Below are 24,387 nucleotides of genomic sequence, written 5' to 3' on the forward strand. Positions count from 1 at the left end.
AATACCCGAGCCAGCATGGCATTGTGAAACTACTGTGACGCAAAACATCGGTCGCTTCGTCGGATGTTTTTCTGCCCGTTGGGCGCGAGAATGACTGTATCGCCGATTTAACAGTCATTTTCGCTTCACGGTTGCACAATGTCGCTTCGGCGCAGCTATAAATATTTGGAACTTTTGCCAAAGGGCCAAGATCAATAGACGGATGCCTGAAACAAGGGACAGCGTCGGCTTCAGTGAGGAATTGCGCTTCGATCCTTGCCGAAGAATCCGATGACAAGATTATTCGCGCAGCCGGGTCAACTCGCGCTGCGCTTTTCGTGCGTGCCAAATCAGAGCCCGCAGGAAACTTGCCTGGAGGGGGAGAACTTTTGCGAAAAGCCCGAGTCTATGTTTGCAAGTCTGGTCGTTTAGTTCTGCAAGCCTCCTCCGAGCTCATCGAGGAGTGTTCATGCTAACCCAGGAAGAGGATCAGCAACTGGTCGAACGCGTTCAACGCGGCGACAAGCGTGCTTTCGATCTGCTAGTGCTGAAATACCAGCACAAAATTCTCGGGTTGATCGTGCGTTTCGTGCACGACACCCATGAAGCCCAGGATGTGGCACAAGAAGCCTTTATCAAGGCATACCGTGCACTTGGAAATTTTCGCGGAGACAGCGCGTTTTATACGTGGCTTTACCGCATCGCCATCAACACGGCGAAAAACTATCTGGTTTCACGCGGCCGTCGGCCGCCGGATAGCGATGTCAGTTCCGAGGATGCAGAGTTCTACGATGGCGATCATGGCCTCAAGGATCTCGAGTCGCCAGAACGGGCTTTGCTGCGGGATGAGATCGAAGGCACCGTCCATCGAACCATTCAGCAACTGCCGGAAGATTTGCGTACGGCGTTAACTTTACGTGAGTTTGATGGTCTGAGTTACGAGGACATTGCGAGCGTCATGCAATGTCCGGTAGGCACCGTGCGCTCCCGGATCTTCCGCGCCCGGGAGGCCATCGACAAAGCCCTGCAGCCGTTGTTGCAGGAAAACTAAAGACAGCGGCGACAGCCAAGAGAGGAACGCCATGAGTCGTGAAGCCCTGCAGGAATCGCTGTCCGCAGTGATGGATAACGAAGCGGACGAATTGGAATTGCGTCGGGTATTGAATGCCTGCGACGATGTTGAAACCCGTGATACCTGGGCTCGTTATCAGATCGCTCGGGCAGTGATGCACAAGGATCTGCTGCTTCCACGTCTGGACATCGCTGCGGCTGTTTCTGCTGCCCTGGCTGACGAAGCCGTACCGGCAAAAGCTTCCCGCGGTCCATGGCGCAGCCTGGGTCGACTGGCGGTCGCGGCTTCCGTGACCCTGGCGGTGCTGGCCGGTGTGCGTCTGTACAACCAGGATGAGATCGCCGGTGCCGAACTGGCCCAGCAATCCAGCCAACCGGCACTTGCCGTTCCTCAAGTAAAAGGCCCGGCCGTTCTGGCAGGCTACAATGAGAGTTCGCAAGCCAACGGCCCAATGGCCAACGGCGTTTTGCAAGGTCAGCCAGGCTGGCACGATCAGCGTCTGCCAGGTTACTTGCGCCAACATGCACAACAGGCTGCACTGAAAGGTACTGAGAGCGCGTTGCCTTACGCTCGTGCCGCAAGCCTGGAAAACCGTTAAGGAGGAGCATGCGCGCCATACCTCTACTTTCGCTTCTGCTCAGCGGCTGGTTCATCGTTCCAGCCCACGCCGATGATGCCCAGGACTGGTTGACCCGCCTGGGCCAGGCAGAGCAACAGCAAAGCTTCAAGGGTACTTTCGTCTACGAGCGTAACGGTAGTTTTTCTACCCATAAGATCTGGCACCGTGTCCAGGATGGAAAGGTTCGCGAGCGATTGATCCAGCTCGACGGTTCAGACCAGGAAGTCGTGCGCATTGATGGGCAAACTCAATGCGTCAGCGGCACACTGATAGCAGGGCTTGGGGACTCCCCCAACTCCGCAGCCCGTGCACTCGATCCGCAAAAGCTCAAGAATTGGTATGACCTCGCTGTCGTCGGCAAGTCGCGTGTCGCCGGGCGTCCTGCAGTGATCGTTACGCTGACACCTCGCGATCAACACCGCTACGGTTTTGAACTGCATCTGGACAAGGAAACCGGCCTGCCACTGAAGTCTTTGCTGTTGGACGACAAGGGGCGGTTGCTGGAGCGTTTCCAGTTCACGGAGCTGAAGACCGCTGAAGTACCCTCCGAAAGCGACCTGCAGGCCAGTGGCGATTGCAAGCCGGTCAACCTCGAAAGCGACAAGGCTTCTGCCGTCAAGACTGCCCAGGTCTGGCGATCCGACTGGCTGCCGCCGGGCTTCGAACTGACCAGCAGCACCGCTCGCAAGGATCCGGAGACCAAAACCCAGGTCAATAGCCTGATGTATGACGATGGCCTGGCGCGTTTTTCGGTGTTCCTCGAGCCATTGAATGGCGCTACAGTCACCGATACCCGTACTCAGTTGGGGCCGACCGTTGCGGTTTCCCGGCGCTTGACCACGGCACAGGGTGACATGATGGTGACCGTCGTCGGCGAGATACCGGTCGGTACTGCTGAGCGGATAGCGCTTTCGATGCGCACCGACGCCGCTGCAGCCAAGCAGTGAGCTGAAATCGAAATGTTTCGTGAGCATTTCAATTTGCAAAATCCCCTTAAATTTCTTATAGGTCAGAGCCCCTCGGCTCTGGCCTTGTTTGTTGTTCCCGGAACAAAAATACCGGCGTATTGTTCCCGGTGTTCCTTGCTCCATATCGCTTAACCATGCTCGTCGTAACGGGAGCCGTATGTCGATACCACGCTTGAAGTCCTACCTTTCCATCATTGCCACCGTGCTGGTGCTCGGTCAGGCGGTCACCGCCCAGGCGGTCGAACTGCCAGACTTTACTCAACTGGTCGAACAGGCCTCGCCTGCGGTCGTGAACATCAGTACCACGCAAAAGCTGCCGGATCGCAAAGTCAGCCAGCAAATGCCCGACCTCGAAGGTTTGCCGCCAATGCTGCGCGAATTCTTCGAGCGGGGCATGCCGCCGCAATCGCGCTCACCCCGCGATCGTCAGCGTGAGGCCACTTCCCTGGGCTCTGGTTTCATCATCTCTACCGATGGCTACATCCTGACCAACAACCACGTGATCGCCGATGCTGACGAAATCCTCGTTCGCCTGGCTGATCGCAGCGAAATGAAAGCCAAGCTGATCGGTACCGATCCACGTTCCGACGTGGCGCTGCTGAAAATCGAAGGCAAGGATCTGCCCGTGCTCAAGCTCGGCAAATCCCAGGACCTGAAGGCCGGACAGTGGGTTGTCGCGATCGGTTCGCCATTCGGCTTTGACCACACGGTGACCCAAGGCATCGTCAGTGCCGTCGGTCGCAGCCTGCCGAACGAAAACTACGTGCCGTTCATCCAGACCGACGTGCCGATCAACCCGGGTAACTCGGGTGGCCCACTGTTCAACCTGAACGGTGAGGTGGTCGGGATCAACTCGCAGATCTATACCCGCTCCGGTGGCTTCATGGGGGTGTCGTTTGCAATCCCGATCGACGTGGCCATGGATGTTTCCAATCAGCTGAAATCCGGTGGCAAGGTCAGCCGTGGCTGGCTGGGTGTGGTGATTCAGGAAGTGAGCAAAGACCTGGCCGAGTCGTTCGGCCTGGAGAAACCGGCGGGTGCGCTGGTTGCCCAGATCCAGGATGATGGCCCGGCTGCCAAGGGTGGCCTGCAGGTTGGCGACGTGATCCTGAGCATGAACGGTCAGCCAATCGTCATGTCGGCCGACCTGCCGCATCTCGTTGGCGCATTGAAGGCCGGCTCCAAGGCCAATCTGGAAGTGATTCGTGAAGGCAAGCGCAAGAACGTCGAGCTGACGGTCGGTGCGATTCCGGAAGAAGGCAAGGAGCTGGATGCGCTGCCGAAATCCAGCATCGAGCGCAGCAGCAATCGCCTCGGGGTTTCCGTGGTCGAGCTGACTGACGAGCAAAAGAAAACCTACGACCTCAAGGGTGGTGTGCTGATCAAGGAAGTGCAGGACGGTCCAGCCGCCATGATCGGTTTGCAGCCGGGTGATGTGATCACCCACCTGAACAACCAGGCCATTGGTTCCACCAAGGAGTTCGCGGACATCGCCAAGGCGCTGCCAAAGAACCGCTCGGTGTCGATGCGGGTTCTGCGTCAGGGTCGTGCGAGCTTCATCACCTTCAAACTGGCTGAATAACCCGGTTGTCGGCTGAATGAAAAACCGCCTCGAAAGAGGCGGTTTTTTTATGTCCGGACTTCTTGTCTCCGAAGGTGTCAGCCCATCATGTCCTTGATCATGCGCTCTTGTTCCATCAGTTCGCGTTGTCGCGCGTCGATCCGCGACGACAGCGGGAAGTTGCTGCCGGCCTTGCGCTTGGCGAAGTCCAGTTGCTGGATGGCCTGCTTGTAGTCCCCGACCAGCGCAAAATACTCGGCGCGAGCCTGATGCAGACCGATGATGTTGCCTGACAGGCCGCGCGTCTCGGCCACCTGATACCACACGTCCGGGTCGTCCGGACGCGACTTGAGCAGGCCTTCGAGGGCTTTCTCCGCTTCACCGGTGCGGTTCTGCTTGAGCAGCAGGTCGACGCGCACCTGATTCAGCGGGTAGTTGCCGGGGAACTGGGTTATCAGCCGGTCAACCCGGGACTGGGCATCCGGCAGGCGATTGTTGGTGATGTCCAGATCCACCTGGGCCAGGTTGTAGATGATTTCGTTGGGTGCCTTGGTCAGCAGTTGCTTGAGGTTTTCCCGCGCTTCGTTCAGTTGACCGCCCTTGATCTGGGCGATCGCCAGGCCGTAGCGTGCCACGTCGTTTTTCGGGTTCTCGTCGAGCAGGGCGCGGAAGCGCTTGGCGCCGAGCCCCGGGGTTTCTTCATAGATCAGCTGGACGCGCGCGCGGATCAGTTGATAGCGCATGCTGTCTTCGATGCCACCCTGTGGCGCCTGTTCGGCACGGTTGCGGGTGTCGGCGATACGCGATTCGGTGACCGGGTGAGTCAGCAGGAATTCCGGCGGCTTGGCATCGTAGCGGTACTGGCGCATCAAGCGTTCGAACATGGTGGGCATCGACCGCGGGTCATAACCGGCCTTTTGCAGATTGAGAATGCCGATGCGATCGGCTTCCTGTTCGTTCTGGCGGGAGAATCGCCGTTGTTCCTGGATGGCCGCTGCCTGCGTGCCGGCAATGGCCGCGATCCCGGCGTTACCGCCGCCCGCGGCTGCCATCACGATACCGGCCAGCAATGCAGCCATCATCGGTACTTGCATGCGTTGCTGCGCTTCGACGCCCCGGGCAAAGTGGCGCTGCGACAAGTGAGCCAGTTCGTGCGCCAGTACCGAGGCATATTCGCCTTCGGTCTGGGCATTGAGGAACAGGCCGCCGTTGACCCCGACGATCCCGCCAGGCGCCGCAAAGGCGTTGAGCTGCGGGCTGTTGATCAGGATGAACTCCAGGCGCCGGTCAGTGACCTGGCTGGTCTCAACCAGTCGGTAAACGCTGGATTCCACGTAATCCTTGAGCTGCGGATCGTTGAGCTGCGCAACCTGGCTGCGCAACATTGCCAGCCAGGCACGGCCGAGCTGGTATTCCTGTTGCGGTGAGACAATGGCAGAGCTGGCGTCGCCGAGTGACGGCAAGTCGTCGGCGAAGCCCGGTGAGGCGAGCAGGCAAGCGAGCGTCAGCAGGGTAGGGCGCAAAAATGTCATGCACAAAGCCTTAGTCGACAAAGACCTTACTGTAGCCGGACACCGGCGTTGCGACCAGATATTCTAGGCAACTCAACCACCTGACCCGGAGTGATGCAATGACCGACGCTGTAGCCCATGACGTTGAACTGGACGCCAGTGGCCTGAATTGCCCGTTGCCGTTGCTCAAGGCCAAGATGGAACTCAACCGGATGGTCAGTGGAGCGGTACTCAAGGTCATCGCCACCGATGCAGGTTCGCAGCGCGACTTCCGCACCTTTGCCCGTTTGGCCGGTCATACCCTGCTTCGTGAAGAAGATGAGGCGGGTGTTTACCGCTACTGGTTGAAAAAAGCCTGAAATCGGCTGCGTTTGCTCCTAAGGATTATTGATGTTCAAAGTGTTACGCGACTGGATTCAGCGCTATTTCTCCGATGAAGAGGCGGTGGTGCTGGCTGTCCTGCTGTTTCTGGCGTTCACCGCCGTGCTGACCCTGGGCGGTATGCTGGCGCCGGTGCTCGCCGGGATGGTGCTGGCGTACCTGATGCAGGGGCTGGTGGTGGCTCTCGAGCGCCTGCGCGTGCCGGGGTGGGCCGCGGTGGGGCTGGTCTTTGCGTTGTTCATGGGGGTGTTGCTGGTCTTCATCGTGGTGGTCGTGCCGTTGCTGTGGCACCAGCTGATCACGTTGTTCAACGAGTTGCCCGGCATGCTTGCCAAGTGGCAGTCGCTGTTGCTGCTGCTGCCCGAGCGCTACCCGCACCTGGTCTCCGATGAGCAAGTGTTGCGGGCAATCGAGGTGGCGCGGGGCGAAATCGGCAAGTTCGGCCAGTGGGCGCTGACGTTTTCGCTGTCGAGCCTGCCCTTGCTGGTGAACATCATGATCTACCTGGTGCTGGTGCCGATCCTGGTGTTTTTCTTCCTCAAGGATCGGGCCATGATCGGCCAGTGGGTGCGCGGTTACCTGCCCCGCGAGCGGGCGTTGATCACCCGGGTCGCTCATGAAATGAACCGGCAGATCGCCAACTACATTCGCGGCAAGGTCATCGAGATCTTCATTTGCGGTGGCGTGACCTACATCGCCTTCGTTGTTCTCGAGCTCAACTACGCGGCGTTGCTGGCACTGCTGGTGGGGATTTCGGTGGTAGTGCCTTATGTCGGCGCCGTGGTGGTGACCGTGCCGGTGTTTCTGATTGCGCTGTTCCAGTGGGGCTGGAGCGATCAGTTCATTTACCTGATGGCGGTTTACGGGATCATCCAGACGCTGGATGGCAACGTGCTGGTGCCATTGCTGTTCTCGGAGGCGGTCAACCTGCACCCGGTGGCGATCATCTGCGCGGTGCTGCTGTTTGGCGGGCTGTGGGGCTTCTGGGGAGTGTTCTTTGCGATTCCCCTGGCGACGCTGTTCAAGGCCGTGCTGGACGCCTGGCCGCGCAAGGAGCCGGTGGTGGCGCCGCTGCTTTAACTGTCAGCGTTGATTTTTTCAGTGAGGCTGATGGCCTCTTCGCGAGCAAGCCCGCTCCCACATTAGACCGTGCCTGCCTGAACAACTCGGTTAATTGTGGGAGCGGGCTTGCTCGCGAAGGCGCCCGAATAGACGCCGAAAAAATCAGGCTTTGTCGAGGGCCTGGGCAGCCGCCAATACCGCATCGACATGCCCCGGCACCTTCACGCCGCGCCATTCCTGGCGCAACACGCCTTTGGCGTCGATCAGGAACGTGCTGCGATCCACGCCCATGTATTCCTTGCCGTAGAGCTTTTTCAGCTTGATCACGTCGAACAGCTGGCAGATGGCTTCGTCCTTGTCGCTGATCAGCTCGAAGGGGAACTCCTGCTTGCACTTGAAGTTCTCGTGGGATTTCAGGCTGTCGCGAGACACGCCGAACACTTCGGTATTGGCGGCCTTGAACGCTGCGTATTGATCGCGAAAGCCTTGCCCCTCGGTCGTGCAGCCCGGCGTGCTGTCCTTGGGGTAGAAGTAGATCACCGCCTGCTTGCCTTTCAGGCCGGCGAGGCTGACGGTCTGCCCGCTGGTGGCGGGGGCTTCGAAATCGGCAACCGGTTGGTCGATGGCAACGGCCATGAAAGCTTCCTTACATTGGGTTCTGTGGGCGCCAAGGCTCGATCAGGGCGTCCAGGTTCAGCGCATCGGCAAAATCCAGGAACTGATCGCGCAGCCAGCTGATCTGCACGCCGGGCGGCAAGGTCACGGTGAACGTGGCATTGAGCATGGTGCCGCCGGTCTGCGGAGCCTGATAGGTGTCGCAGGTCAGGTTTTCCAGCTCGACGTTGTGGTCCATGAAGAACTGGCACAGCTCGTTGATGATGTCCGAGCGGTAGGCCGAGCTGACGTAAGCGACGTACGGCAGGGACTGGGGGCGGTTTTCCAGGGCGGCGCTGCGTACCACGTTGACCGTGAACGCATGCCGCTTGGCCAGCACTGGCAGGCTGCCTTCCAGGCGTGCCAGGGCATCCCAGCTACCGGAGATCTCGAGGACCAGCGCACTGCATTCGCCATGACGGGTCAGGCGGGAGGTGACCACGGCGCAGCGGTTTTCATGGCTGGCGCGGCACAGGACGTTGGTCAGCTCCATGGGGTTGGCGCCGAGGGCACTGATGACAAGGAATTGTTCGCGGACTGTGGGGGTGGACATGCAGCATTCCTAAAGCGATGAGCGGTCGGTAGGTTGACGGGCGTTGGCCGTCGGGATGCGCCTGCGCGTGCCCATTCAGAAAACCCCGGGCTGCGGCGCGCAACTCGCTCCATAATATAGCGGGAGCGTGCAGCAGCGACGCTGGAACGGGGCCTGGGAGGCCGAAAAGGGAGGCTGGAACCCGGCGTACAAGCTGATCAGTACCGATCAAAGTCTGAAGGGTAGCGAAAACCGGCGCCAAGGGGAATGGCGGCAGCACAGTACTTCGCTTGTGCAAGCATCTTGGCGCCAGTACCATTACGGCTCTCTTTTTCCGGCAGGAGCGGTTTCATGATTGCGGGCAGTATGGTGGCACTGGTCACACCCATGGATGCACAGGGGCGTCTTGACTGGGACAGCCTCAGCAAACTCGTGGACTTCCACCTTGAAAACGGCACCCATGCCATTGTCGCCGTCGGCACCACCGGCGAGTCGGCAACCCTTGACGTCAACGAGCACATCGCGGTCATCCGTGCCGTGGTCAAGCAGGTCAACGGTCGCATTCCGGTGATCGCCGGTACCGGCGCCAACTCGACCCGCGAAGCCGTCGAGCTGACCCGCAATGCCAAGGAAGCCGGCGCCGACGCCTGCCTGCTGGTCGTGCCGTACTACAACAAGCCGACCCAGGAAGGCCTGTACCAGCACTTCAAGCACATCGCCGAAGCGGTCGACATCCCGCAGATTCTCTATAACGTTCCCGGCCGCACCTCCTGCGACATGCAGGCCGAGACCGTGATCCGCCTGTCCACCGTGCCGAACATCATCGGCATCAAGGAAGCGACCGGCGACCTCAAGCGCGCCAAAGCCATCCTCGATGGCGTCAGCAAGGACTTCATCGTCCTGTCTGGCGATGATCCGACCGCCGTCGAGCTGATCCTGATGGGTGGCAAGGGCAACATTTCCGTCACCGCCAACGTCGCTCCGCGTGAAATGGCCGATCTGTGCGAGGCCGCCCTCAAGGGTGACGCCGAGACCGCGCGGGCAATCAACGAAAAACTGATGCCGCTGCACAAGGACCTGTTCATCGAAGCCAACCCGATTCCGGTGAAGTGGGCTTTGGTTGAAATGGGCCTGATGCACGAAGGCATTCGCCTGCCGCTGACCTGGCTGAGCGCACCTTGTCACGAAACGCTGCGCTCGGCCCTGCGCCAGTGCAGCGTCCTGGTTTAATTGAGGAAGTACAACGCATGAAGCGAATGGCCGGACTTTCCGCACTTGCCTTGATTATCTCCAGCACCAGTGGCTGCGGATGGGTCTGGGGCCCGGAAGGTTATTTCCGTGACCGCGGTAGCGATTACCTGGAAGCGCAACAGACTGCACCGATGCAAATGCCACCGGACGTCCGTACCGCCAAGCGTCTGGATCCGCTGTTGCCGATCCCGCGTAACGTGGCGGATGACACCGACAAGGGCGAATACGTCGTACCTCGGCCGCAGCCGCTGACAGCAGCTGCCGACGCCAGCGCCTACTCCCTGCAGAAGAGCGGCGGGTCCAGCTCCATCCTGGCCCAGAACCCGCCGGCCGAAGTCTGGCCTGTGGCCGTCCAGTTCTTCCAGGACAACGGCTTCCGCCTGGATGAACAGCGCCCGCAAACCGGCGAATTCACCACGACCTGGCAGCATTCCGACGAACTGTCCGCCGCCATGGGCAAACGCCTGAGCGCGGCCGGCGTCGGTACGGACAGCGAAACCCGCGTGCGGGTGCGCATCGAGCCGGGTGTGCAGCGCAACACCAGTGAAGTCTATGTGGTCAGCGCCGAGCGTCCTGCCGGCAGCACCGCTGACGTGGCGTTCACCAACCGTTCGGTCAACACCGGCCTGGACGCGGCACTGGTCGACGACATGCTCGCGAGCATGAGCCGTATCTCTGAAAAGGGCGGTTCGGTCTCGATGCTGGCTTCGCGTGATTTCGACGCGCCCAGCCGTGTCAGCCTGAGCGAAGACGGCAGCGGCAACCCTGTGCTGAACGTCGGCACCGACCTGGATCGTGCCTGGTCGAGCGTCGGCCGTGCGCTGGAACAAGGCGAATGGCGCGTTGAAGACATCAACCGCAGCCTGGGCCTGTACTACATCAACCTGGCCGAAAAAGCCGAGAAGAAAGACGACAAGCCAGGCTTCTTCAGCAGCCTGTTCGGCAGTGCGCCGAGCAAGGAAGAGCTGGACGCCCGTGCCGAACGTTATCAGGTTCGCCTGAGCAAGGTTGGCGAGAACGTCCAGGTCACCGTCGAGAAAAACATCAACACCGTGGCGCCGGCAGATGTGGCGCGTAAAGTGTTGAGCAAGATTCAGGACAACCTGGGCTGATCCTATGCGTTTTGCCGTTCTCGGCAGCGGTAGTCAAGGGAACGGCACGCTGATAGCCAGCGCTGATACGTATGTCCTGGTGGATTGTGGTTTTTCTCTGCGGGAAACCGAAAAACGCCTGCTGCGCCTGGGTGTGAACCCTGCGCAGCTGAGCGCGATACTCGTGACCCACGAACATGCCGACCACGTGCATGGCGTGGGTTTGCTGTCTCGGCGCTACAATCTGCCTGTCTACCTCAGTCGCGGGACCTTGCGCGGGATGCGCAAACCGATTGAACCCGCAGGCTTTCTGGCCGGCGGCGAACAGCTGCAAATCGGCGACTTGAGCATCGGTGTCATTGCCGTGGCCCACGATGCACAGGAACCGACGCAATATGTATTCAGCGACGGTGAGCGGCGCTTCGGCCTGTTGACCGACCTGGGTTCGTATTGTGACAAGGTGCTGGACGGCTATCGGGACCTCGATGCGTTGATGATCGAGTCCAATCACTGTCGTGACATGCTGGCCCGTGGTCATTACCCGTACTTTCTCAAGCAGCGGGTAGGCGGCGAGCTGGGACATTTGAATAACCATCAGGCGGCATTCCTGGTGGCCGAGTTGGGCTGGAAAGACTTGCAACACCTGGTCCTGGCCCATCTGAGCAGCAAGAACAACCTGCCGCAGCTGGCCCGGCAATGTTTTGTCGACACCCTCGGGTGCGACCCGGACTGGCTGCAACTGGCCGATCAAGATTCAGGGCTCGACTGGCGCCACATCGCCTAGCCCATCTACTTAGCAAGCGGAGCCCATCATGGAAAAACGTGAAGAACTCTACCGCGGCAAAGCCAAGTCGGTTTACAAGACCGACGACGCTAACCGTTTGATCCTGCTGTTTCGCAACGACACCTCGGCGTTCGACGGCAAGCGTATCGAACAGCTCGACCGCAAAGGCATGGTGAACAACAAGTTCAACGCCTTCATCATGCAAAAGCTCGAAGCCGCTGGCGTGCCGACCCAATTCGACAAATTGCTGGGCGACAACGAGTGCCTGGTGAAGAAGCTCGACATGATCCCGGTCGAATGCGTCGTGCGTAACTACGCCGCCGGCAGCCTGGTCAAGCGCTTGGGCGTCGAAGAGGGCATGAAGCTCAACCCTTACACCTTCGAACTGTTCCTGAAGGACGACGCCAAGGGCGACCCGTTCATCAACGAATCCCACGTCGTGGCATTCGGCTGGGGTACCGCCGAGCAACTGGTTCGCATGAAAGAACTGTCGCTCAAGGTCAATGAAGTCCTGAGCAAGCTGTTCGACGACGCCGGCCTGCTGCTGGTCGACTTCAAGCTGGAATTCGGTGTGTTCCACGATGGTTCCATCGTGCTGGGCGACGAATTCAGCCCGGACGGCTGCCGTCTGTGGGACAAGGCGACCGGCAAGAAAATGGACAAGGACCGCTTCCGTCAGGGCCTCGGTGATGTCATCGAAGCCTACGAAGAAGTCGCCAACCGTCTGGGCGTACCGCTTTAACCGACGCAAGCATCTGAAAGCACAGAAATATTTCGCTTGGGGGGTTCGCTTCCTGCGAAAGTGTTGTTATGATGCGCGCCGTTGGAGAGATGCCAGAGTGGCCGAATGGGACGGATTCGAAATCCGTTGTACCTTCACCGGTACCTAGGGTTCGAATCCCTATCTCTCCGCCATTACATGGAAAAAGCCCCGCAGCTGAGAAGCTGCGGGGCTTTTTCGTTTCTGCGGGTACTGCCGGCAGCTATCAGATCTCCTTGATCGGGGTCTGATCCTGAACCCCCTTGATCAACTCGATCACGTGCAGACAATCCGCCTTGTTCACATAAGACTCGCCGCTGGCGATGGTCTCATGGTTACCCGCCCGCAACCTCCATCGCCATTGTCCTTTACCGGTGCCCGGTGTGCCTTTGGATTGCCTGTAAATCTCGAAATACATCCAGTTCGCTCCCTGCGATAGTCGTGCGACAGCCTGTGTGACGCATCGATGCAAGGCTAGCGGAGCAGGTTTTTTTGGCTATCGTTCATTTGTTTCCAATCGTTGGTCGAGCGTTCTGAAGCGGCGGCTTAGAGCGGTCGGATCAGCCTCTGGATTGTCCGGATCAGCGCCGCTTCACCCTTGCAACCCCGTCAGGGCTACTGCTTAATACAGAAGCGCTCATGGCGTCCAGGATCTTTTGGCGACCGACAATCACTATAAAAAGAGCACTCCATTGACTGAGCACGGAACGCAACTGTCCACCCAAGTGACGTTATCGCTGGTTGTCCCGGTTTTTAACGAGGAGGACAGCCTCGATGCCTTTCTCCTGCGCATTGATGAGGTCTTTGGGCAACAGGCGTTGATCACGCTTGAGCTGGTGTTCATCAATGACGGCAGCACTGACGCCACGCTGGCGCGCCTGCTTGAGCGCCAGCAGCACGATTCGCGCCTGCGCATCGTTGACCTGAGTCGCAACTTCGGCAAGGAAGCGGCATTGTCCGCCGGTTTGCAGGTCGCCACCGGGCAGATCGTGGTGCCGATCGACGCCGATCTGCAGGACCCGCCAGAAGTCATTTTGCAGATGATCGAGCGCTGGCGAGAGGGCTATGAAGTGGTACTCGGTCACCGCATCAACCGTCGTAGCGACACGTGGGCCAAACAGGCTTCCGCCTACTGGTTCTATCGCCTGCACAACACGATCGCCGAGCAGCCGCTTCCGGAAAATGTCGGGGATTTTCGCCTGATGGATCGCTGTGTGGTCGATGCCTTGCTGACCATGCCCGAATCCCGGCGATTCATGAAAGGCCTGTTCGCATGGGTCGGGTTTCGCACCACCCACGTTGATTACAGGCGACCCGAGCGGGTGGCGGGCCAGACTAAATTCAACGGCTGGCGATTGTGGAACTTTGCACTGGAAGGCATCACCAGTTTCAGTACCGAGCCTTTGCGAGTCTGGACATACATAGGGGCGCTGGTGTCGCTCGTCTCTTTCGCGTTTGCCACATTTATCGTGCTGCGTACGCTGATCCACGGCGTCGATATGCCTGGTTACGCTTCGCTGATGGTCGCCGTAACGTTCCTGGGAGGCCTGCAATTGATCGGTATCGGCGTACTCGGTGAGTATCTGGGCCGCACTTATATCGAATCCAAGCGTCGGCCGGTTTTTCTCGTGCGCCGCGTCTACGACCCAAAGGACTAGCGCATGGACCTCAAGGAAACCGACATCCTCGGCGATAGTATCGGCGAGCATTGGTATTACTGTTCGAAAGCGGCAGCGACCCGCCGTCTGCTGGGTGACACGCCGATCAAGCGGATTCTCGACGTCGGTGCCGGGTCCGGTTTCTTTACCCACCATCTGCTGACCCACACCGATGCGCATGAGGCCTGGTGCGTCGATATCAGCTACCCCGCCGATTCCAGCGCGACCACCGCTGGCAAGCCGGTGCACTACCGCCGCAGCGTCGAGACCGTCGACGCCGATCTGGTACTGTTGATGGACGTACTGGAGCATGTCGACGATGACCTTGGTCTGCTCAAGGCCTACGTCGACACAGTGCCGTCGGGCAGCCGGTTCCTGATGACCGTGCCGGCCTTCCAGTTTCTCTGGAGTGGCCACGACGATTTTCTCGAACACAAGCGTCGCTACACCCTGAGCCAACTTGAAACCCTGGCCCGGGGCGCGGGTTTGTCGGTACAGCGCGGTGCCTATTATTTTGGTGCAGTGCTGCCCCTTGCCGCTGCATCGCGCTTGCTGCCCCAGGGACCGCAGGGTTCGATGCCTCGCTCGCAGCTCAAGCGCCATCATTGGCTGATCAACACGCTGCTCAAGACCCTGTGCAAACTCGAGTTGCCATTGATGGGCATCAATCGACTGGCGGGTTTGAGCGTGTTCGTGCTGGCGCGAAAACCGTGACATCACTTGAAAAACAAGCGTTGATCCAACGCGGTGTGCGCTTTGCCGTGACCGGACTGTTCGTGACCGCCCTGCATGCGTTGGTCGCAATCCTGTTCATCAACTTCGTCATCGCCAAACCGCCGCTTGCCAACGGTGTCGCATTTGCCGTGGCGACGGTGGTGTCCTACGTCATCAACACGACCTGGAGCTTTTCTGCCCGATTGCATGGCGGCACCCTGACGCGTTTCATGCTGGTCTCCTTCGGCGGTTTTTTGCTGGCCATGCTGGTTGCCTGGGCTGCGCAAATGGCGGGGCTGCACTACTTGCTGGGCATCGGCGCCGTCGCGCTGATCATTCCGGCATTCACCTTTGTGCTGCATAACGTCTGGACGTATCGATGAGGGGGGGGAGCGAGCATCGGGCCCTCGCGCTGCTACCGTTGTTGCTGGGCGTGCTGGCGTTTTTTCTGGTCATCGGACCACGGGTGCTGGATCCGCAAAACATAGCCTGGCTCAAGGACGGTGATCCGGCGACGCATTACCTGGGGTGGGTGTATTTCCGTCATGCGCCCTGGTCATTTCCACTCGGGCTCAACCCTTCCTATGGGTTGGAACTGGGCAGTGCGATCATTTTCTCTGACTCCAATCCGCTGCTGGCGCTCCTGTTCAAACCCTTCGATGCCTGGCTGCCGGAGACCTTTCAGTATCTCGGCTTGTGGCTGTTGGCCTGTTTCGTTCTGCAGGCCTGGTTTGCCTGGAAACTGCTCGGCCTGATGACCGGCAACACTATGCTGCGCCTGCTGGGGGCGGGCCTGTTCGTGTTCTCGCCGCCGATGTTTTTTCGTATGGGCTGGCACCTGTCCCTGGCGGGGCACTTTCTCATCCTGGCCGCCTTGTACCTGGCGTTGCATCCGGCGCTTCAACGACGACGCCTGGCCTGGGGCGCACTGCTGGCTGCAACGGCCCTGGTGCACGCGTACTTGTTGGCCATGGTGGCGCTGATCTGGGTGGCCGATTTGTTCGGCAAGCTGTTGATCGGCAAGCTGTCCCGTCGTCAGGGGCTGATCGAATTGGCAGGCTTGTTTGCGTTGGTGAGTGTGTGCTGCTGGCAGGCCGGCTATTTCAGCATTGCCGACGGTGCGGCCGGGGCCGGTTTTGGCTGGTTTCGCATGAATCTGGTGGCTCCGTTCGATCCGAATGGCTGGTCGGCGGTAATGCCGAACATTACGCAGGGCGGGGGGGATTACGAGGGTTTCAATTACCTGGGGCTCGGTGTTTTGTTGCTGGTGCCGTTGGCTGGCGTTGCCTGGTTCAGAAGCGACATTTCATTGAGAGTCTTGCTGCGCAGTCGACCCTTGCTGCCATGGGCGTTGATCGGGCTGACGCTGTTCGCGCTATCGAATCAGGTCGGTTTCGGCAGGCTGGCTTTTCATTATCCGCTGCCCGACTTTCTGGTTGACCTGGCGAGTATCTTTCGCGCCTCGGGACGGATGTTCTGGCCGGTGTTCTACGCCATTGTGGTGCTCGTCACGTTCCTTGTAGTGCGCGGCTATCGACCGCGAATCGCCATGGCGTTGCTGGCGGCGGCGCTGGTGACGCAAATCGTCGATACCCGCGTTGGCTGGGCAGGCATGAGGACGATGAAAATGCTGCCGCAGACTGCGGCCTGGGCCAGCCCCATGCAGGATCAGTTCTGGAGCAGCGCGGCCGGTCATTACAAAAACATCCGCGCAATGACGCCGAGGAACCAGCCCGACCAGTGGCTGGCCATTGCCGATTTCGCCGCGCGCCATGGGTTGAAGACGGATGCCGTGTACATGGGGCGCATGAGTTCGTCCGCGCTCGATAGCGCGCAAGACGACGCGCAGCGCAGGCTCGCCACTGGCCAGTATGAGGCCGATTCGCTGTACATCCTCGATGACGACGCGCTGGACGTTGCCATCAACAACGTTCACAGCGATACCGACCTGCTGACGAGGGTCGACGATTTTGTCGTGCTGGCCCCTGGCTGGAAGCACTGTGCACAATGTTTGGCGATGGACGATGAAGGGCAAGCGATGTCATCCGTTCTCAGGAGTGAACCGGGAGTCGTGAAGGCGTTCAACCACAAGACCCGGCAACTGGGAAAGGGCTGGGCCGCCCCGGAAGCCTGGGGGACATGGAGTGACGGGCATGAGGCTGAAATCGTCCTGCGGGTAGCCCCCCGGACAAGCTCGATCGTCATTGACGCGATGGCGTTCGTCTGGCCACCGAACGTCAGCCAACGGGTTACCGTCAGTTTCAATGGCATAGAAGTCCTGTCGACGCGCCTTACGGAGGCTCAAGGCAATCGATTGAACATCCCGCTCACGGCGGCCATTCGGGAAACGCTGGCGGATGACGGGATACTGAATATCCACCTGCATTTACCCGATGCCATCAGCCCGCAAAGCCTGGGGTTGAACGATGACACGCGAGTCATGGGGCTGGGATTGAAAACCCTGACCGTTCACTGATCGCCCCTGCGACTGCGCGTATCGATGGACGTCGGCCCCGGGGACTTTCTACACTGCTGCGAGTCTGGGAGTCAGGGGAGCATTGGATGAATCGCAACGAACTACGCAAGGCCGATATCAACCTGATGGTGGTATTCGAAACACTGATGCTCGAGCGCAATGTCACCCGGGTGGCGGAAAAGCTGTTTCTCGGTCAGCCGACCATCAGCTCCGCGCTCAACCGCTTGCGTGCGATGTTCAATGATCCGCTGTTCATACGCGTTGGCCATCGCATGGAGCCGACGGCGCGGGCCGAGGAGATCATCAAGCACCTGTCGCCGGCGCTGGACTCCTTGTCCGTGGCCCTGAGCCTGACCCATGATTTTGACCCGGCCAGCAGCACGATGTCGTTCCGCATCGGGTTGTCCGACGATGTCGAATTCGGGCTGTTGCCGCCATTGCTGCGAGCCCTGCGCCAGGAGGCACCCAACGTGGTGTTTGTGGTGCAGCATGTCGATTACTGGCGAATTCCCGATTTGCTGGCGTCCGGCGATATCACGGTGGGTATCAGCCAGACCCGCGGCTTGCCGGCCAATGCCAAGCGCAAGTTGCTACGGCACATCCTGCCGAGCATTTTGCGCGCCGATGCCTCGGATACGCCGTTGACCCTCGATGAATATTGCGCGCGACCGCACGTGCTGGTGTCCCATACCGCCAACGTCAGTGGTTATGCCGACGAGTGGCTGGCGGATATCGGTCGCACGCGCCAGGTGGTGCTTTCGGTGCCGCAGTACAGTGCATTGCCGGCCCTGCTTGCCGGCACCGACCTGATTGCCAGCCTGCCCGACTACACAGCCGAGGCGATGGCGGCATCGGGAACGCTGTTCAAGGAACCCTTTCCCTTCAAGACACCGACCCTGGATCTGTCCATGGTCTGGCTCAGCCATGTCGATAGCGACCCTGCCGAGCGCTGGTTGCGTTCGCGCCTGGAGGCGTTCATGAGTGAGCGTGCGGTATTGCCGCTGCCCGAATGAAGCCGATGGCGCTGTGTTATATGTACGACCTTTCCGTCCCACTTGAAGGAAGCAACTCATGCCTCACCTGCACATGGAATACACCGCCAACCTGACTGATCTGAATGCCGATGTGGCGTTGATGCGGTTGAACAATACGCTGGTGGGTTCCGGTCAGTTTGCTGCCGAATTCGACATCAAGAGCCGCGCGGTCAAGGTCGAGACGTTCAAGGTCGGCACGGCGCTGGCCGAGCGGGCGTTCGTGCATGTGAAGCTGGCGCTGTTGAGCGGCCGTTCCGCGCAAATCAAGAAACAGCTGTCTGAAAGCCTGCTGGCGGTGGTTCAGGACCTGTGCGAATGGCCGGGCGACATTGAAGTCCAGTTGTGCGTGGAGATTCTCGACATCGATCGCGATTCCTACAGCAAGACCGCCATCGGCCACTGAGTCTCAGGCGGTTTCCTGCTCGACGCAGGCCAGGATCACTTGTTCTCGCAGCCAGGTGTTGGCGCTGTCCTGATCGACACTCTGGTTCCACCGCATGTCGAGGGTGAAGCCCGGCAGGCCTTCGGGCGCCTCACGGTGATCGAAGGTGTCTGCACCGGCCAACAGTCGCTGGATGCGTCGGGGCAGGGTCAGGGCATAGTCGGTGCCGGTAATCAGCTTCAGCGCCGCGCTGTAGCTGTTGGCGCGTGCGACGATCCGGCGCTGTCGAGACTGCCGCGCGAGCCAGCCGTCGACCATGTTGGTGGCGGACGTCCAGGGTGTAGGGAACACGTGTCGACGTTCGACATAGGTTTGCAGGCTCAGGCGTGGTTCCGCCGGCGTGGCACGTTTGTCGAAAACACACACCAGATCATCTTCGAGCAGCGTCTGCGATTTGAAATCGACGTGACTGCGATGAAAGTTCGGACCGAAGCACATCACCAGGTCGAGGCTGCCTTCACGCAACGCCTGGGCAGGAATATCGGCTTCGAGCTTGACCACATTGACCATCACCGGAAGATCGGCGAGGGCGAAGGTTTTCAACAGCCGCGGCAGGATCAGCTGCTCGAAATATTCCGGTGCGCAGATGTTGAAGGTTACCGGTTGCAGGCCTGGGTCGAACGTGGGTGAGCCAGCGTGACAGAGGTTGATGCCCTCGAGGATTTTCAGCACGTGAGGGTACATCGCACCGGCCTTGCGGGTGGGCTGCATGCCGCCGGCACGGGTATTGACGAACAGCTCGTCCTCGAAGCCGGTGCGCAGTTTTTTCAGGCAGTAACTCACCGTGGACTGGCTGACGCAAAGCGTCTCGGATACCTCGGTGACGCTGTTTTGCTCGTACACGGCGACGAACACCATGAGGTCCTGCATGTCGAGCTTTCTAAGCGAATTACTGTTCAGCATCCATTGCGTCTCGCTGCGTCCCTTGCGCTGACCGTGTACAAGGGTGAACGAATGATCCTAGCGGAATGAGGGAGCAGGGAAAATGCCTCGCCGGAAGATTCGCCGAATGGCTTTTCAACCCTGGACCATCGCCGACACGGCGCGGCGGCTGGACATCAACAGCGTGAACATGCCCACGCCCACCAGTACCGCACCGGCCAACTCCAGCGGCAGCGGCATCTGGCGCCCCCAAAACCAGTGGAACACGGTGATGAACAGCGTGCTCAGGTAGATATAGGAAATCACCGAGGACGGCGCGATCACACCGATGGCCCGGTGCAACAGCCAGAACGTCGCCAGGGTGGCAAACACCGCCAGGTACATCAGCCAATAGAAATCGTTGAGCGTCAGGAGTGAGGCCGAGCGCCAACCGCCGCTCAAACCACAGAACGCCAGCAGGAACAGTGCACCGAACAGCATGTTCCAGAACGTCATGACCACCGGCCCGCGTCCCTTGAGGCTATTGGCTTTCAGGCGTTGGCTGAGCGGGCCGTAAAGTGCCATGGCCAGGCAGCCGATGCCGTACACGGTCAATGCATAGGGCGATGGCAACTCGCCGGGGCCGCTGCCTTTCATGATCAGCAACACGGCCCCGGTAGCGGCGAGGAGCATCGGCAGTATGCGTTTTTTCAGGCTGTCGTCAGGTGTCAGCACGGCTTCGAAAGCCAGGGTCATCAGTGGCACCAGGGTGAACATTGTCCCGGTGCTGACGGCCGAGGTGTAGCGCAATGCCTCGAACAGTGAGCCGAAGTACAGCGCCAGCAGCAGGCCGAGCACGGCGTGACCAAGCAACCCGCGGGCGGTCATGACGACACCGCCTTTGAGCAGCAACAGCGGCAGAAACACCGCGGCGCAAAATAACAGGCGTAAACCGGTCAGCAGGATCGGGTCGATGGCCTGGCTGACTTGCGCCGCTGCGGAAAACGATGCTGCGATCAACAAGGCCCAAAGCAGCATGCTGGCGTGAGCGGCGGCTATACCGGTGGTTTTCATGGCGAGCTCCGGGTCAGTGGATATGGCGGGTGGTGGTGCGGGTGTTTTCCATGATCGGACCTTGAACAGTCGTGGTCCGATTAGGCCCGCGAGGTCCGGACGTCGCAAATCAGAATTTCCGGCGTGGTATTTGGAAATTAAATACAAGTCACTGCAATGCAGCCCCCTGCAGGAGCGAGCCTGCTCGCGAAAAGGCCATGAGTTTCACCACGGTTGTTGACTGACACGCGCAATTTCGCCACCACACGGGGACATCACTAAACAGCCAAATGTTTAGCCAGATCACATCCAAGGTTCTTCAAATCCTGATTTAACGCCTTGATCCGTCGTGTGAGGCTGCGGGTCATCTGTTTTCTGCGGTTCTCCCTATGGACGGTTGGCCAGTCGCAATCCACTTCAAGGCACCCACCGACGCTCGAGCGTCGAGCCTTGGTCGTCGATTCACGCCCGCCACCGCACCCAACCTCTCTGCACTTCCTTCTGAACTGGCCTTCTGGGCGCTGTGGCATTGCCGCCATGCGCGCCCGCCGGATGCCTGCTTTTTCCGCTGATTGTCCCTACCTGTTCCGGTTGATGCCGGGATTGAAGTGCGGGTGCTTTTGCGTACCCGTCTGACACGGAAAAAAGAGAATTCCCATGAGCAGTGCCACCACCTCGTTTGCCACCAGGCTTGAAGCCCTGACCTTTCTGGAACAGAACCCGGATATCGAAATGTTCGAGCTGTTCATCCTCGACAACAACGGGGTGCCGCGGGGCAAACTGTTGCACCGTGACGAGTTGCTGGCGGTGTATGAAAGCGGACGGCCATTGCCCAGTACCATCCTGGGGCTGACCATCAACGGCGATGACGTGGAAAATTCAGGGTTGGTCTGGGATGTCGGTGATATCGACTGTCGGGCCTACCCGCTCAGCGGCAGCCTCACGCGTATGCCGTGGCGTCTGATACCGACTGCCGCCGTACAGGTCAGCATGCACCCGACGCAAGGAATGCCCGCCACCATTGCCGATCCCCGTCACTTATTGGCGAAAGTCATCGAAGGTTTACAGGCTGACGGCTATTACCCGGTCATGGCGGCGGAGCTGGAGTTCTACCTGCTGGATCAGCAGCGCGACAGTAACGGTCGGCCTCAACCGGCGCGGGATGTCGATGGCGGGCGACCGCGCGGCACCCAGGTCTATGGTTTGCGCGAACTTGAACAGATCGAACCGTTCCTGGCCGATCTCTACAGCGCCTGCAAGCTCCAGGGGATTCCGGCCCGCACGGCCATTTCCGAATATGCACCGGGGCAAGTGGAAATCACCCTCGAGCACCGCGCCGACGCCTTGCAGGCGATGGACGAAGCGGTGCGCTATAAGCGGCTGGTCAAGGGTGTGGCGCACAAGCACGGCATGACAGCCTGCTTCATGGCCAAGCCTTTCGATGACCTGGCCGGTACCGGGATGCACATGCACGTGAGCCTGGCGGACAAGGACGGCAACAACCTCTTTGCCAGTGAAGCCCCGGATGGAACGCCGCTACTCAAGCAGGCTGTCGCGGGCATGCTCAGTACCTTGCTCGATTCGCTGTTGCTGTTCTGCCCCAACGCCAACTCCTACCGTCGATTCCAGGCCAACAGCTATGCGCCTCTGGCGGCCACCTGGGGCGTGGACAATCGCACCGTGAGTCTGCGCGTACCTGGCGGGCCGGCGTATTCCCGGCACATCGAGCATCGGATTTGTGGCGCAGATGCCAACCCCTACCTGGCAGCTGCGGCGATACTGGCCGGTATACATCGCGGTATCCGCGAACAGCTCGACCCCGGTGCGCCGGTGGAAGGCAATGGTTACGCCCAGGCCACGAAACTGTTGCCCACAGACTGGCTGACCACATTGCGCTCGCTGGAAGGCTCGAGTTGGGCCCGGGAGGCGTTTGGCGGGGAGTTCCTTGGAGTCTACCTGGCGGTGAAACGCGCCGAATATCGCCAATTCATGGGGGAAGTCGGTGAGCAGGACTGGCGCTGGTACCTGCACCAGGCTTGAGTCGAAGTTGAAGCGGAGCTGAATCATTCTCAAATAGTCTGAAAGTTTCAGGCAGGTTTTATAAGCCGACTAATTGTTGGCTTCTTTTTCACAAAAAATTGATGCTTGGCTATCTAAAATTAGAGCTGCCTCGGTAAATGAAATTTTCACATTTACCGAAGGCACTTCTTCTCAGGACCCGCCGAACCTCATGCTCAAGATTAAAGCTGTGCGCCCCGAATGGGTGACACTGATTGCCAGCGCATTTTTGTTAGTTGGCTTCAATTTCGTACTCTGGCAGCACTTGTTCGAAATCACCGCATCCGATGGTAAAGGCATCGTCATGCGTGTGGCCTTTGGGGTGATGATCTTCGCGGCCTTCAACATTGTGCTGACCCTGCTGGCCTTCCGGCCGCTGCTGAAGCCGGTCCTGACCCTGCTGTTCATGATCAGCGCGGGCGTGGCGTATTTCATGAGCCAGTATGGTGTTCTGATCGACACCGGCATGTTGCGCAACTTTGCCGAGACCAATGCTACGGAAGTGCGCGACTTACTGTCGCTCAAGCTGTTTGTTTATATCGTGCTACTGGGTGTTTTGCCGACTTGGCTATTGTGGAAGACACCGATTGATTATCGTCGCTGGCACCGCGAACTATTGAGTAAGGTGCTGGTGGCTGCTGCTTCGGCAGCCGTCATTGGCGGTGTTGCACTGGTTAACTATCAAGGCCTGTCTTCACTGTTTCGCAATCACCACGAATTGCGCCTGATGGTGGTGCCAAGCAACTACATTGGTGCCTCGGCGGGTTTCCTGCGTGAAAAAGTAGCCACTGCACGACAGCCCTTTGTCAAAATCGGGGAAGATGCCCAGCGTAATCCGTCCTGGCAAACTCACGGGCGCAAATCCCTGACGGTACTTGTCGTGGGTGAAAGTGCCCGGGCGGAGAACTTCGGCATCCTTGGCTATAGCCGTGACACCACGCCGAAACTGAGTAAGGAAGATGGCCTGATCGCCTTCACCGACGTGCATTCCTGCGGCACTGAAACCGCTGTATCGGTGCCATGCATGTTCTCCAACATGGGCCGCAAGGACTACGACGCCAGCAAGGCAAAGAACGAAGAAGGCCTGCTGGATGTGCTCAAGCATGCGGGTATCGACGTGATCTGGCGTGACAACCAGTCAGGCTGCAAGGGTACATGCGATCGCGTTACCGTTGAGGATGTCAGCGATCTGAAAGATCCGGCGCTGTGTGCCAACAGTGAATGTCGCGACGAAATCCTGCTGCAAGGATTGCAACATTTCATCGATACCCTGGACAAGGACACGGTCCTGGTACTGCACCAGATGGGCAGCCACGGTCCGGAGTATTTCAAGCGTTATCCAAAAGAGTTCGAGCACTTCACCCCGGTTTGCGAGAGTAATGCCCTGAACAATTGCAGTCGCGAAAGTATCGTCAATGGTTACGACAACACCCTGGTCTATACCGACCATGTGCTGTCGACCCTGATCGATCTGTTGCGCAGCAACCAGGACAAAGTGGATACCGCGATGCTGTATCTGTCGGACCACGGCGAGTCCCTGGGGGAATACAACTTGTTCCTCCACGGCACGCCTTACATGCTGGCACCGGAGCAGCAAAAGCATGTAGCGATGTTCGCGTGGTTCTCCGACAGCTATAAAAAGTCGTTTGCGGTAGATACCCACTGCCTGCAGCAGAGTCGTGAAAAGCCCTTGAGCCAGGACAACCTGTTCCATTCCATGCTCGGGCTGCTGGAGGTCGACAGCAAAGTGTACAACCAGGATCTGGACATGTTTGCCGGATGTCGTGGTCCAGTGGCCGACGGTGTGTTGGCCAAAGATTGAGTGCTCCGGTTTTGTTTCACTTGGCGGCCGCCAACCAGCGGCCT

24 protein-coding genes and 1 tRNA gene are annotated in these 24,387 nt (G+C 59.3%); 19 read left to right on the forward strand and 6 right to left on the reverse strand.

Features of this window, described 5'->3' with window-relative positions:
* Positions 1-448: 448 nt before the first annotated feature.
* From rpoE to ACLD1X_RS10660, 4 genes are all read left to right on the forward strand, one after another.
* Positions 449-1,030 carry an RNA polymerase sigma factor RpoE gene (gene rpoE, locus ACLD1X_RS10645; RefSeq protein WP_003172477.1) on the forward strand — a complete coding sequence of 194 codons (582 nt, stop codon included), beginning with the start codon at positions 449-451 and terminating at the stop codon, positions 1,028-1,030.
* A 31-nt stretch (positions 1,031-1,061) separates the two neighbouring features.
* Positions 1,062-1,649, forward strand: coding sequence for a sigma-E factor negative regulatory protein (locus ACLD1X_RS10650; RefSeq protein WP_429367401.1), 588 nt, complete (start codon positions 1,062-1,064; stop codon positions 1,647-1,649).
* A gap of 8 nt (positions 1,650-1,657) precedes the next feature.
* Positions 1,658-2,617, forward strand: a complete 960-nt coding sequence (locus ACLD1X_RS10655; RefSeq protein ID WP_429367403.1) for a MucB/RseB C-terminal domain-containing protein — start codon at positions 1,658-1,660, stop codon at positions 2,615-2,617.
* 178 nt (positions 2,618-2,795) lie between these two features.
* Positions 2,796-4,220 carry a DegQ family serine endoprotease gene (locus ACLD1X_RS10660; RefSeq protein WP_429367405.1) on the forward strand — a complete coding sequence of 475 codons (1,425 nt, stop codon included), beginning with the start codon at positions 2,796-2,798 and terminating at the stop codon, positions 4,218-4,220.
* A gap of 77 nt (positions 4,221-4,297) precedes the next feature.
* Here the strand turns inward: ACLD1X_RS10660 and ACLD1X_RS10665 are convergent, their stop codons facing one another.
* Positions 4,298-5,731 (reverse strand): M48 family metalloprotease, encoded by a 1,434-nt coding sequence (locus ACLD1X_RS10665; RefSeq protein ID WP_429367407.1) that lies wholly within the window; start codon positions 5,729-5,731, stop codon positions 4,298-4,300.
* 98 nt (positions 5,732-5,829) lie between these two features.
* On the opposite strand from ACLD1X_RS10665, the gene ACLD1X_RS10670 reads away from it, so the two are divergent.
* A complete protein-coding gene (locus ACLD1X_RS10670) occupies positions 5,830-6,069 on the forward strand; it encodes a sulfurtransferase TusA family protein (protein WP_095195482.1) in 240 nt (79 codons plus the stop codon).
* 31 nt (positions 6,070-6,100) lie between these two features.
* Positions 6,101-7,171: an AI-2E family transporter gene (locus ACLD1X_RS10675; protein ID WP_429367410.1), complete on the forward strand. Its 1,071-nt coding sequence runs from the start codon at positions 6,101-6,103 to the stop codon at positions 7,169-7,171.
* A gap of 144 nt (positions 7,172-7,315) precedes the next feature.
* Here the strand turns inward: ACLD1X_RS10675 and ACLD1X_RS10680 are convergent, their stop codons facing one another.
* Together ACLD1X_RS10680 and ACLD1X_RS10685 are read right to left on the reverse strand one after the other, a co-directional pair.
* Entirely contained in the window at positions 7,316-7,789 is a 474-nt protein-coding gene (locus ACLD1X_RS10680) for a peroxiredoxin (RefSeq protein ID WP_429367412.1), read from the reverse strand.
* 10 nt (positions 7,790-7,799) lie between these two features.
* Entirely contained in the window at positions 7,800-8,360 is a 561-nt protein-coding gene (locus ACLD1X_RS10685; RefSeq protein WP_057400710.1) for a glycine cleavage system protein R, read from the reverse strand.
* A gap of 330 nt (positions 8,361-8,690) precedes the next feature.
* On the opposite strand from ACLD1X_RS10685, the gene dapA reads away from it, so the two are divergent.
* The 5 genes from dapA (at position 8,691) to ACLD1X_RS10710 (ending at position 12,380) form a co-directional block, all read left to right on the forward strand.
* Complete coding sequence (gene dapA / locus ACLD1X_RS10690; RefSeq protein ID WP_429367415.1) at positions 8,691-9,569, forward strand: 4-hydroxy-tetrahydrodipicolinate synthase; 879 nt, start codon at positions 8,691-8,693, stop codon at positions 9,567-9,569.
* A 17-nt stretch (positions 9,570-9,586) separates the two neighbouring features.
* The gene (bamC, locus tag ACLD1X_RS10695) at positions 9,587-10,702 is read left to right on the forward strand and encodes an outer membrane protein assembly factor BamC (RefSeq protein ID WP_429367417.1); all 1,116 of its coding nucleotides are present in this window, start codon (positions 9,587-9,589) and stop codon (positions 10,700-10,702) included.
* Between the two features lie 4 nt (positions 10,703-10,706).
* Complete coding sequence (locus ACLD1X_RS10700) at positions 10,707-11,465, forward strand: MBL fold metallo-hydrolase (RefSeq protein ID WP_007984759.1); 759 nt, start codon at positions 10,707-10,709, stop codon at positions 11,463-11,465.
* Between the two features lie 28 nt (positions 11,466-11,493).
* Positions 11,494-12,207 carry a phosphoribosylaminoimidazolesuccinocarboxamide synthase gene (purC, locus tag ACLD1X_RS10705; RefSeq protein WP_007944067.1) on the forward strand — a complete coding sequence of 238 codons (714 nt, stop codon included), beginning with the start codon at positions 11,494-11,496 and terminating at the stop codon, positions 12,205-12,207.
* An 83-nt stretch (positions 12,208-12,290) separates the two neighbouring features.
* Positions 12,291-12,380 (forward strand) — tRNA-Ser (locus ACLD1X_RS10710).
* Positions 12,381-12,451: 71 nt separating this feature from the next.
* Here ACLD1X_RS10710 and ACLD1X_RS10715 read toward each other — a convergent pair.
* The gene (locus ACLD1X_RS10715) at positions 12,452-12,643 is read right to left on the reverse strand and encodes a YegP family protein (RefSeq protein WP_429367420.1); all 192 of its coding nucleotides are present in this window, start codon (positions 12,641-12,643) and stop codon (positions 12,452-12,454) included.
* A gap of 274 nt (positions 12,644-12,917) precedes the next feature.
* Here ACLD1X_RS10715 and ACLD1X_RS10720 point away from each other — a divergent pair, with 274 nt between their 5' ends.
* The 6 genes from ACLD1X_RS10720 to ACLD1X_RS10745 all read left to right on the forward strand — a co-directional run bounded on the left by ACLD1X_RS10720 (position 12,918) and on the right by ACLD1X_RS10745 (position 18,510).
* Complete coding sequence (locus ACLD1X_RS10720; RefSeq protein WP_429367422.1) at positions 12,918-13,883, forward strand: glycosyltransferase family 2 protein; 966 nt, start codon at positions 12,918-12,920, stop codon at positions 13,881-13,883.
* A gap of 3 nt (positions 13,884-13,886) precedes the next feature.
* Positions 13,887-14,597: a class I SAM-dependent methyltransferase gene (locus tag ACLD1X_RS10725; RefSeq protein ID WP_429367424.1), complete on the forward strand. Its 711-nt coding sequence runs from the start codon at positions 13,887-13,889 to the stop codon at positions 14,595-14,597.
* Positions 14,594-14,980, forward strand: coding sequence for a GtrA family protein (locus ACLD1X_RS10730; RefSeq protein WP_429367426.1), 387 nt, complete (start codon positions 14,594-14,596; stop codon positions 14,978-14,980). Before ACLD1X_RS10725 ends, ACLD1X_RS10730 begins: the two co-directional genes overlap by 4 nt.
* On the forward strand, positions 14,977-17,073 hold the full coding sequence (locus tag ACLD1X_RS10735; protein WP_429367428.1) for a DUF6311 domain-containing protein: 2,097 nt from the start codon (positions 14,977-14,979) through the stop codon (positions 17,071-17,073). Before ACLD1X_RS10730 ends, ACLD1X_RS10735 begins: the two co-directional genes overlap by 4 nt.
* A gap of 86 nt (positions 17,074-17,159) precedes the next feature.
* The gene (locus ACLD1X_RS10740) at positions 17,160-18,086 is read left to right on the forward strand and encodes a LysR family transcriptional regulator (protein ID WP_429367430.1); all 927 of its coding nucleotides are present in this window, start codon (positions 17,160-17,162) and stop codon (positions 18,084-18,086) included.
* Positions 18,087-18,144: 58 nt separating this feature from the next.
* Entirely contained in the window at positions 18,145-18,510 is a 366-nt protein-coding gene (locus ACLD1X_RS10745; protein WP_429367432.1) for a 5-carboxymethyl-2-hydroxymuconate Delta-isomerase, read from the forward strand.
* Between the two features lie 3 nt (positions 18,511-18,513).
* On the opposite strand, the gene ACLD1X_RS10750 is transcribed toward ACLD1X_RS10745, so the two are convergent.
* Positions 18,514-19,452 carry a LysR family transcriptional regulator gene (locus tag ACLD1X_RS10750; RefSeq protein ID WP_429367434.1) on the reverse strand — a complete coding sequence of 313 codons (939 nt, stop codon included), beginning with the start codon at positions 19,450-19,452 and terminating at the stop codon, positions 18,514-18,516.
* A gap of 114 nt (positions 19,453-19,566) precedes the next feature.
* Positions 19,567-20,484, reverse strand: coding sequence for a DMT family transporter (locus ACLD1X_RS10755; RefSeq protein ID WP_429367436.1), 918 nt, complete (start codon positions 20,482-20,484; stop codon positions 19,567-19,569).
* Positions 20,485-21,120: 636 nt separating this feature from the next.
* On the opposite strand from ACLD1X_RS10755, the gene ACLD1X_RS10760 reads away from it, so the two are divergent.
* Together ACLD1X_RS10760 and ACLD1X_RS10765 are read left to right on the forward strand one after the other, a co-directional pair.
* A complete protein-coding gene (locus ACLD1X_RS10760; protein ID WP_429367438.1) occupies positions 21,121-22,503 on the forward strand; it encodes a glutamine synthetase family protein in 1,383 nt (460 codons plus the stop codon).
* 190 nt (positions 22,504-22,693) lie between these two features.
* Positions 22,694-24,343, forward strand: a complete 1,650-nt coding sequence (locus tag ACLD1X_RS10765; RefSeq protein WP_429367560.1) for a phosphoethanolamine transferase — start codon at positions 22,694-22,696, stop codon at positions 24,341-24,343.
* The last annotated feature ends 44 nt before the right edge of the window (positions 24,344-24,387 follow it).

Source organism: Pseudomonas sp. 18173 (assembly GCF_050432945.1).
Classification (GTDB): Bacteria; Pseudomonadota; Gammaproteobacteria; order Pseudomonadales; family Pseudomonadaceae; genus Aquipseudomonas.

Coding starts and splice junctions, on each gene's coding strand:
- ACLD1X_RS10735 (WP_429367428.1), top strand. CDS start 14,977: ATGAGGGGGGGGAGCGAGCATCGGGCCCTCGCGCTGCTACCGTTGTTG.
- ACLD1X_RS10715 (WP_429367420.1), bottom strand. CDS start 12,643: ATGTATTTCGAGATTTACAGGCAATCCAAAGGCACACCGGGCACCGGT.
- ACLD1X_RS10660 (WP_429367405.1), top strand. CDS start 2,796: ATGTCGATACCACGCTTGAAGTCCTACCTTTCCATCATTGCCACCGTG.
- dapA (WP_429367415.1), top strand. CDS start 8,691: ATGATTGCGGGCAGTATGGTGGCACTGGTCACACCCATGGATGCACAG.
- bamC (WP_429367417.1), top strand. CDS start 9,587: ATGAAGCGAATGGCCGGACTTTCCGCACTTGCCTTGATTATCTCCAGC.
- ACLD1X_RS10670 (WP_095195482.1), top strand. CDS start 5,830: ATGACCGACGCTGTAGCCCATGACGTTGAACTGGACGCCAGTGGCCTG.
- ACLD1X_RS10680 (WP_429367412.1), bottom strand. CDS start 7,789: ATGGCCGTTGCCATCGACCAACCGGTTGCCGATTTCGAAGCCCCCGCC.
- ACLD1X_RS10700 (WP_007984759.1), top strand. CDS start 10,707: ATGCGTTTTGCCGTTCTCGGCAGCGGTAGTCAAGGGAACGGCACGCTG.
- ACLD1X_RS10725 (WP_429367424.1), top strand. CDS start 13,887: ATGGACCTCAAGGAAACCGACATCCTCGGCGATAGTATCGGCGAGCAT.
- ACLD1X_RS10765 (WP_429367560.1), top strand. CDS start 22,694: ATGCTCAAGATTAAAGCTGTGCGCCCCGAATGGGTGACACTGATTGCC.
- ACLD1X_RS10675 (WP_429367410.1), top strand. CDS start 6,101: ATGTTCAAAGTGTTACGCGACTGGATTCAGCGCTATTTCTCCGATGAA.
- ACLD1X_RS10760 (WP_429367438.1), top strand. CDS start 21,121: ATGAGCAGTGCCACCACCTCGTTTGCCACCAGGCTTGAAGCCCTGACC.
- ACLD1X_RS10665 (WP_429367407.1), bottom strand. CDS start 5,731: ATGACATTTTTGCGCCCTACCCTGCTGACGCTCGCTTGCCTGCTCGCC.
- ACLD1X_RS10745 (WP_429367432.1), top strand. CDS start 18,145: ATGCCTCACCTGCACATGGAATACACCGCCAACCTGACTGATCTGAAT.
- purC (WP_007944067.1), top strand. CDS start 11,494: ATGGAAAAACGTGAAGAACTCTACCGCGGCAAAGCCAAGTCGGTTTAC.
- ACLD1X_RS10650 (WP_429367401.1), top strand. CDS start 1,062: ATGAGTCGTGAAGCCCTGCAGGAATCGCTGTCCGCAGTGATGGATAAC.
- ACLD1X_RS10755 (WP_429367436.1), bottom strand. CDS start 20,484: ATGAAAACCACCGGTATAGCCGCCGCTCACGCCAGCATGCTGCTTTGG.
- ACLD1X_RS10740 (WP_429367430.1), top strand. CDS start 17,160: ATGAATCGCAACGAACTACGCAAGGCCGATATCAACCTGATGGTGGTA.
- ACLD1X_RS10655 (WP_429367403.1), top strand. CDS start 1,658: ATGCGCGCCATACCTCTACTTTCGCTTCTGCTCAGCGGCTGGTTCATC.
- rpoE (WP_003172477.1), top strand. CDS start 449: ATGCTAACCCAGGAAGAGGATCAGCAACTGGTCGAACGCGTTCAACGC.
- ACLD1X_RS10685 (WP_057400710.1), bottom strand. CDS start 8,360: ATGTCCACCCCCACAGTCCGCGAACAATTCCTTGTCATCAGTGCCCTC.
- ACLD1X_RS10750 (WP_429367434.1), bottom strand. CDS start 19,452: ATGCTGAACAGTAATTCGCTTAGAAAGCTCGACATGCAGGACCTCATG.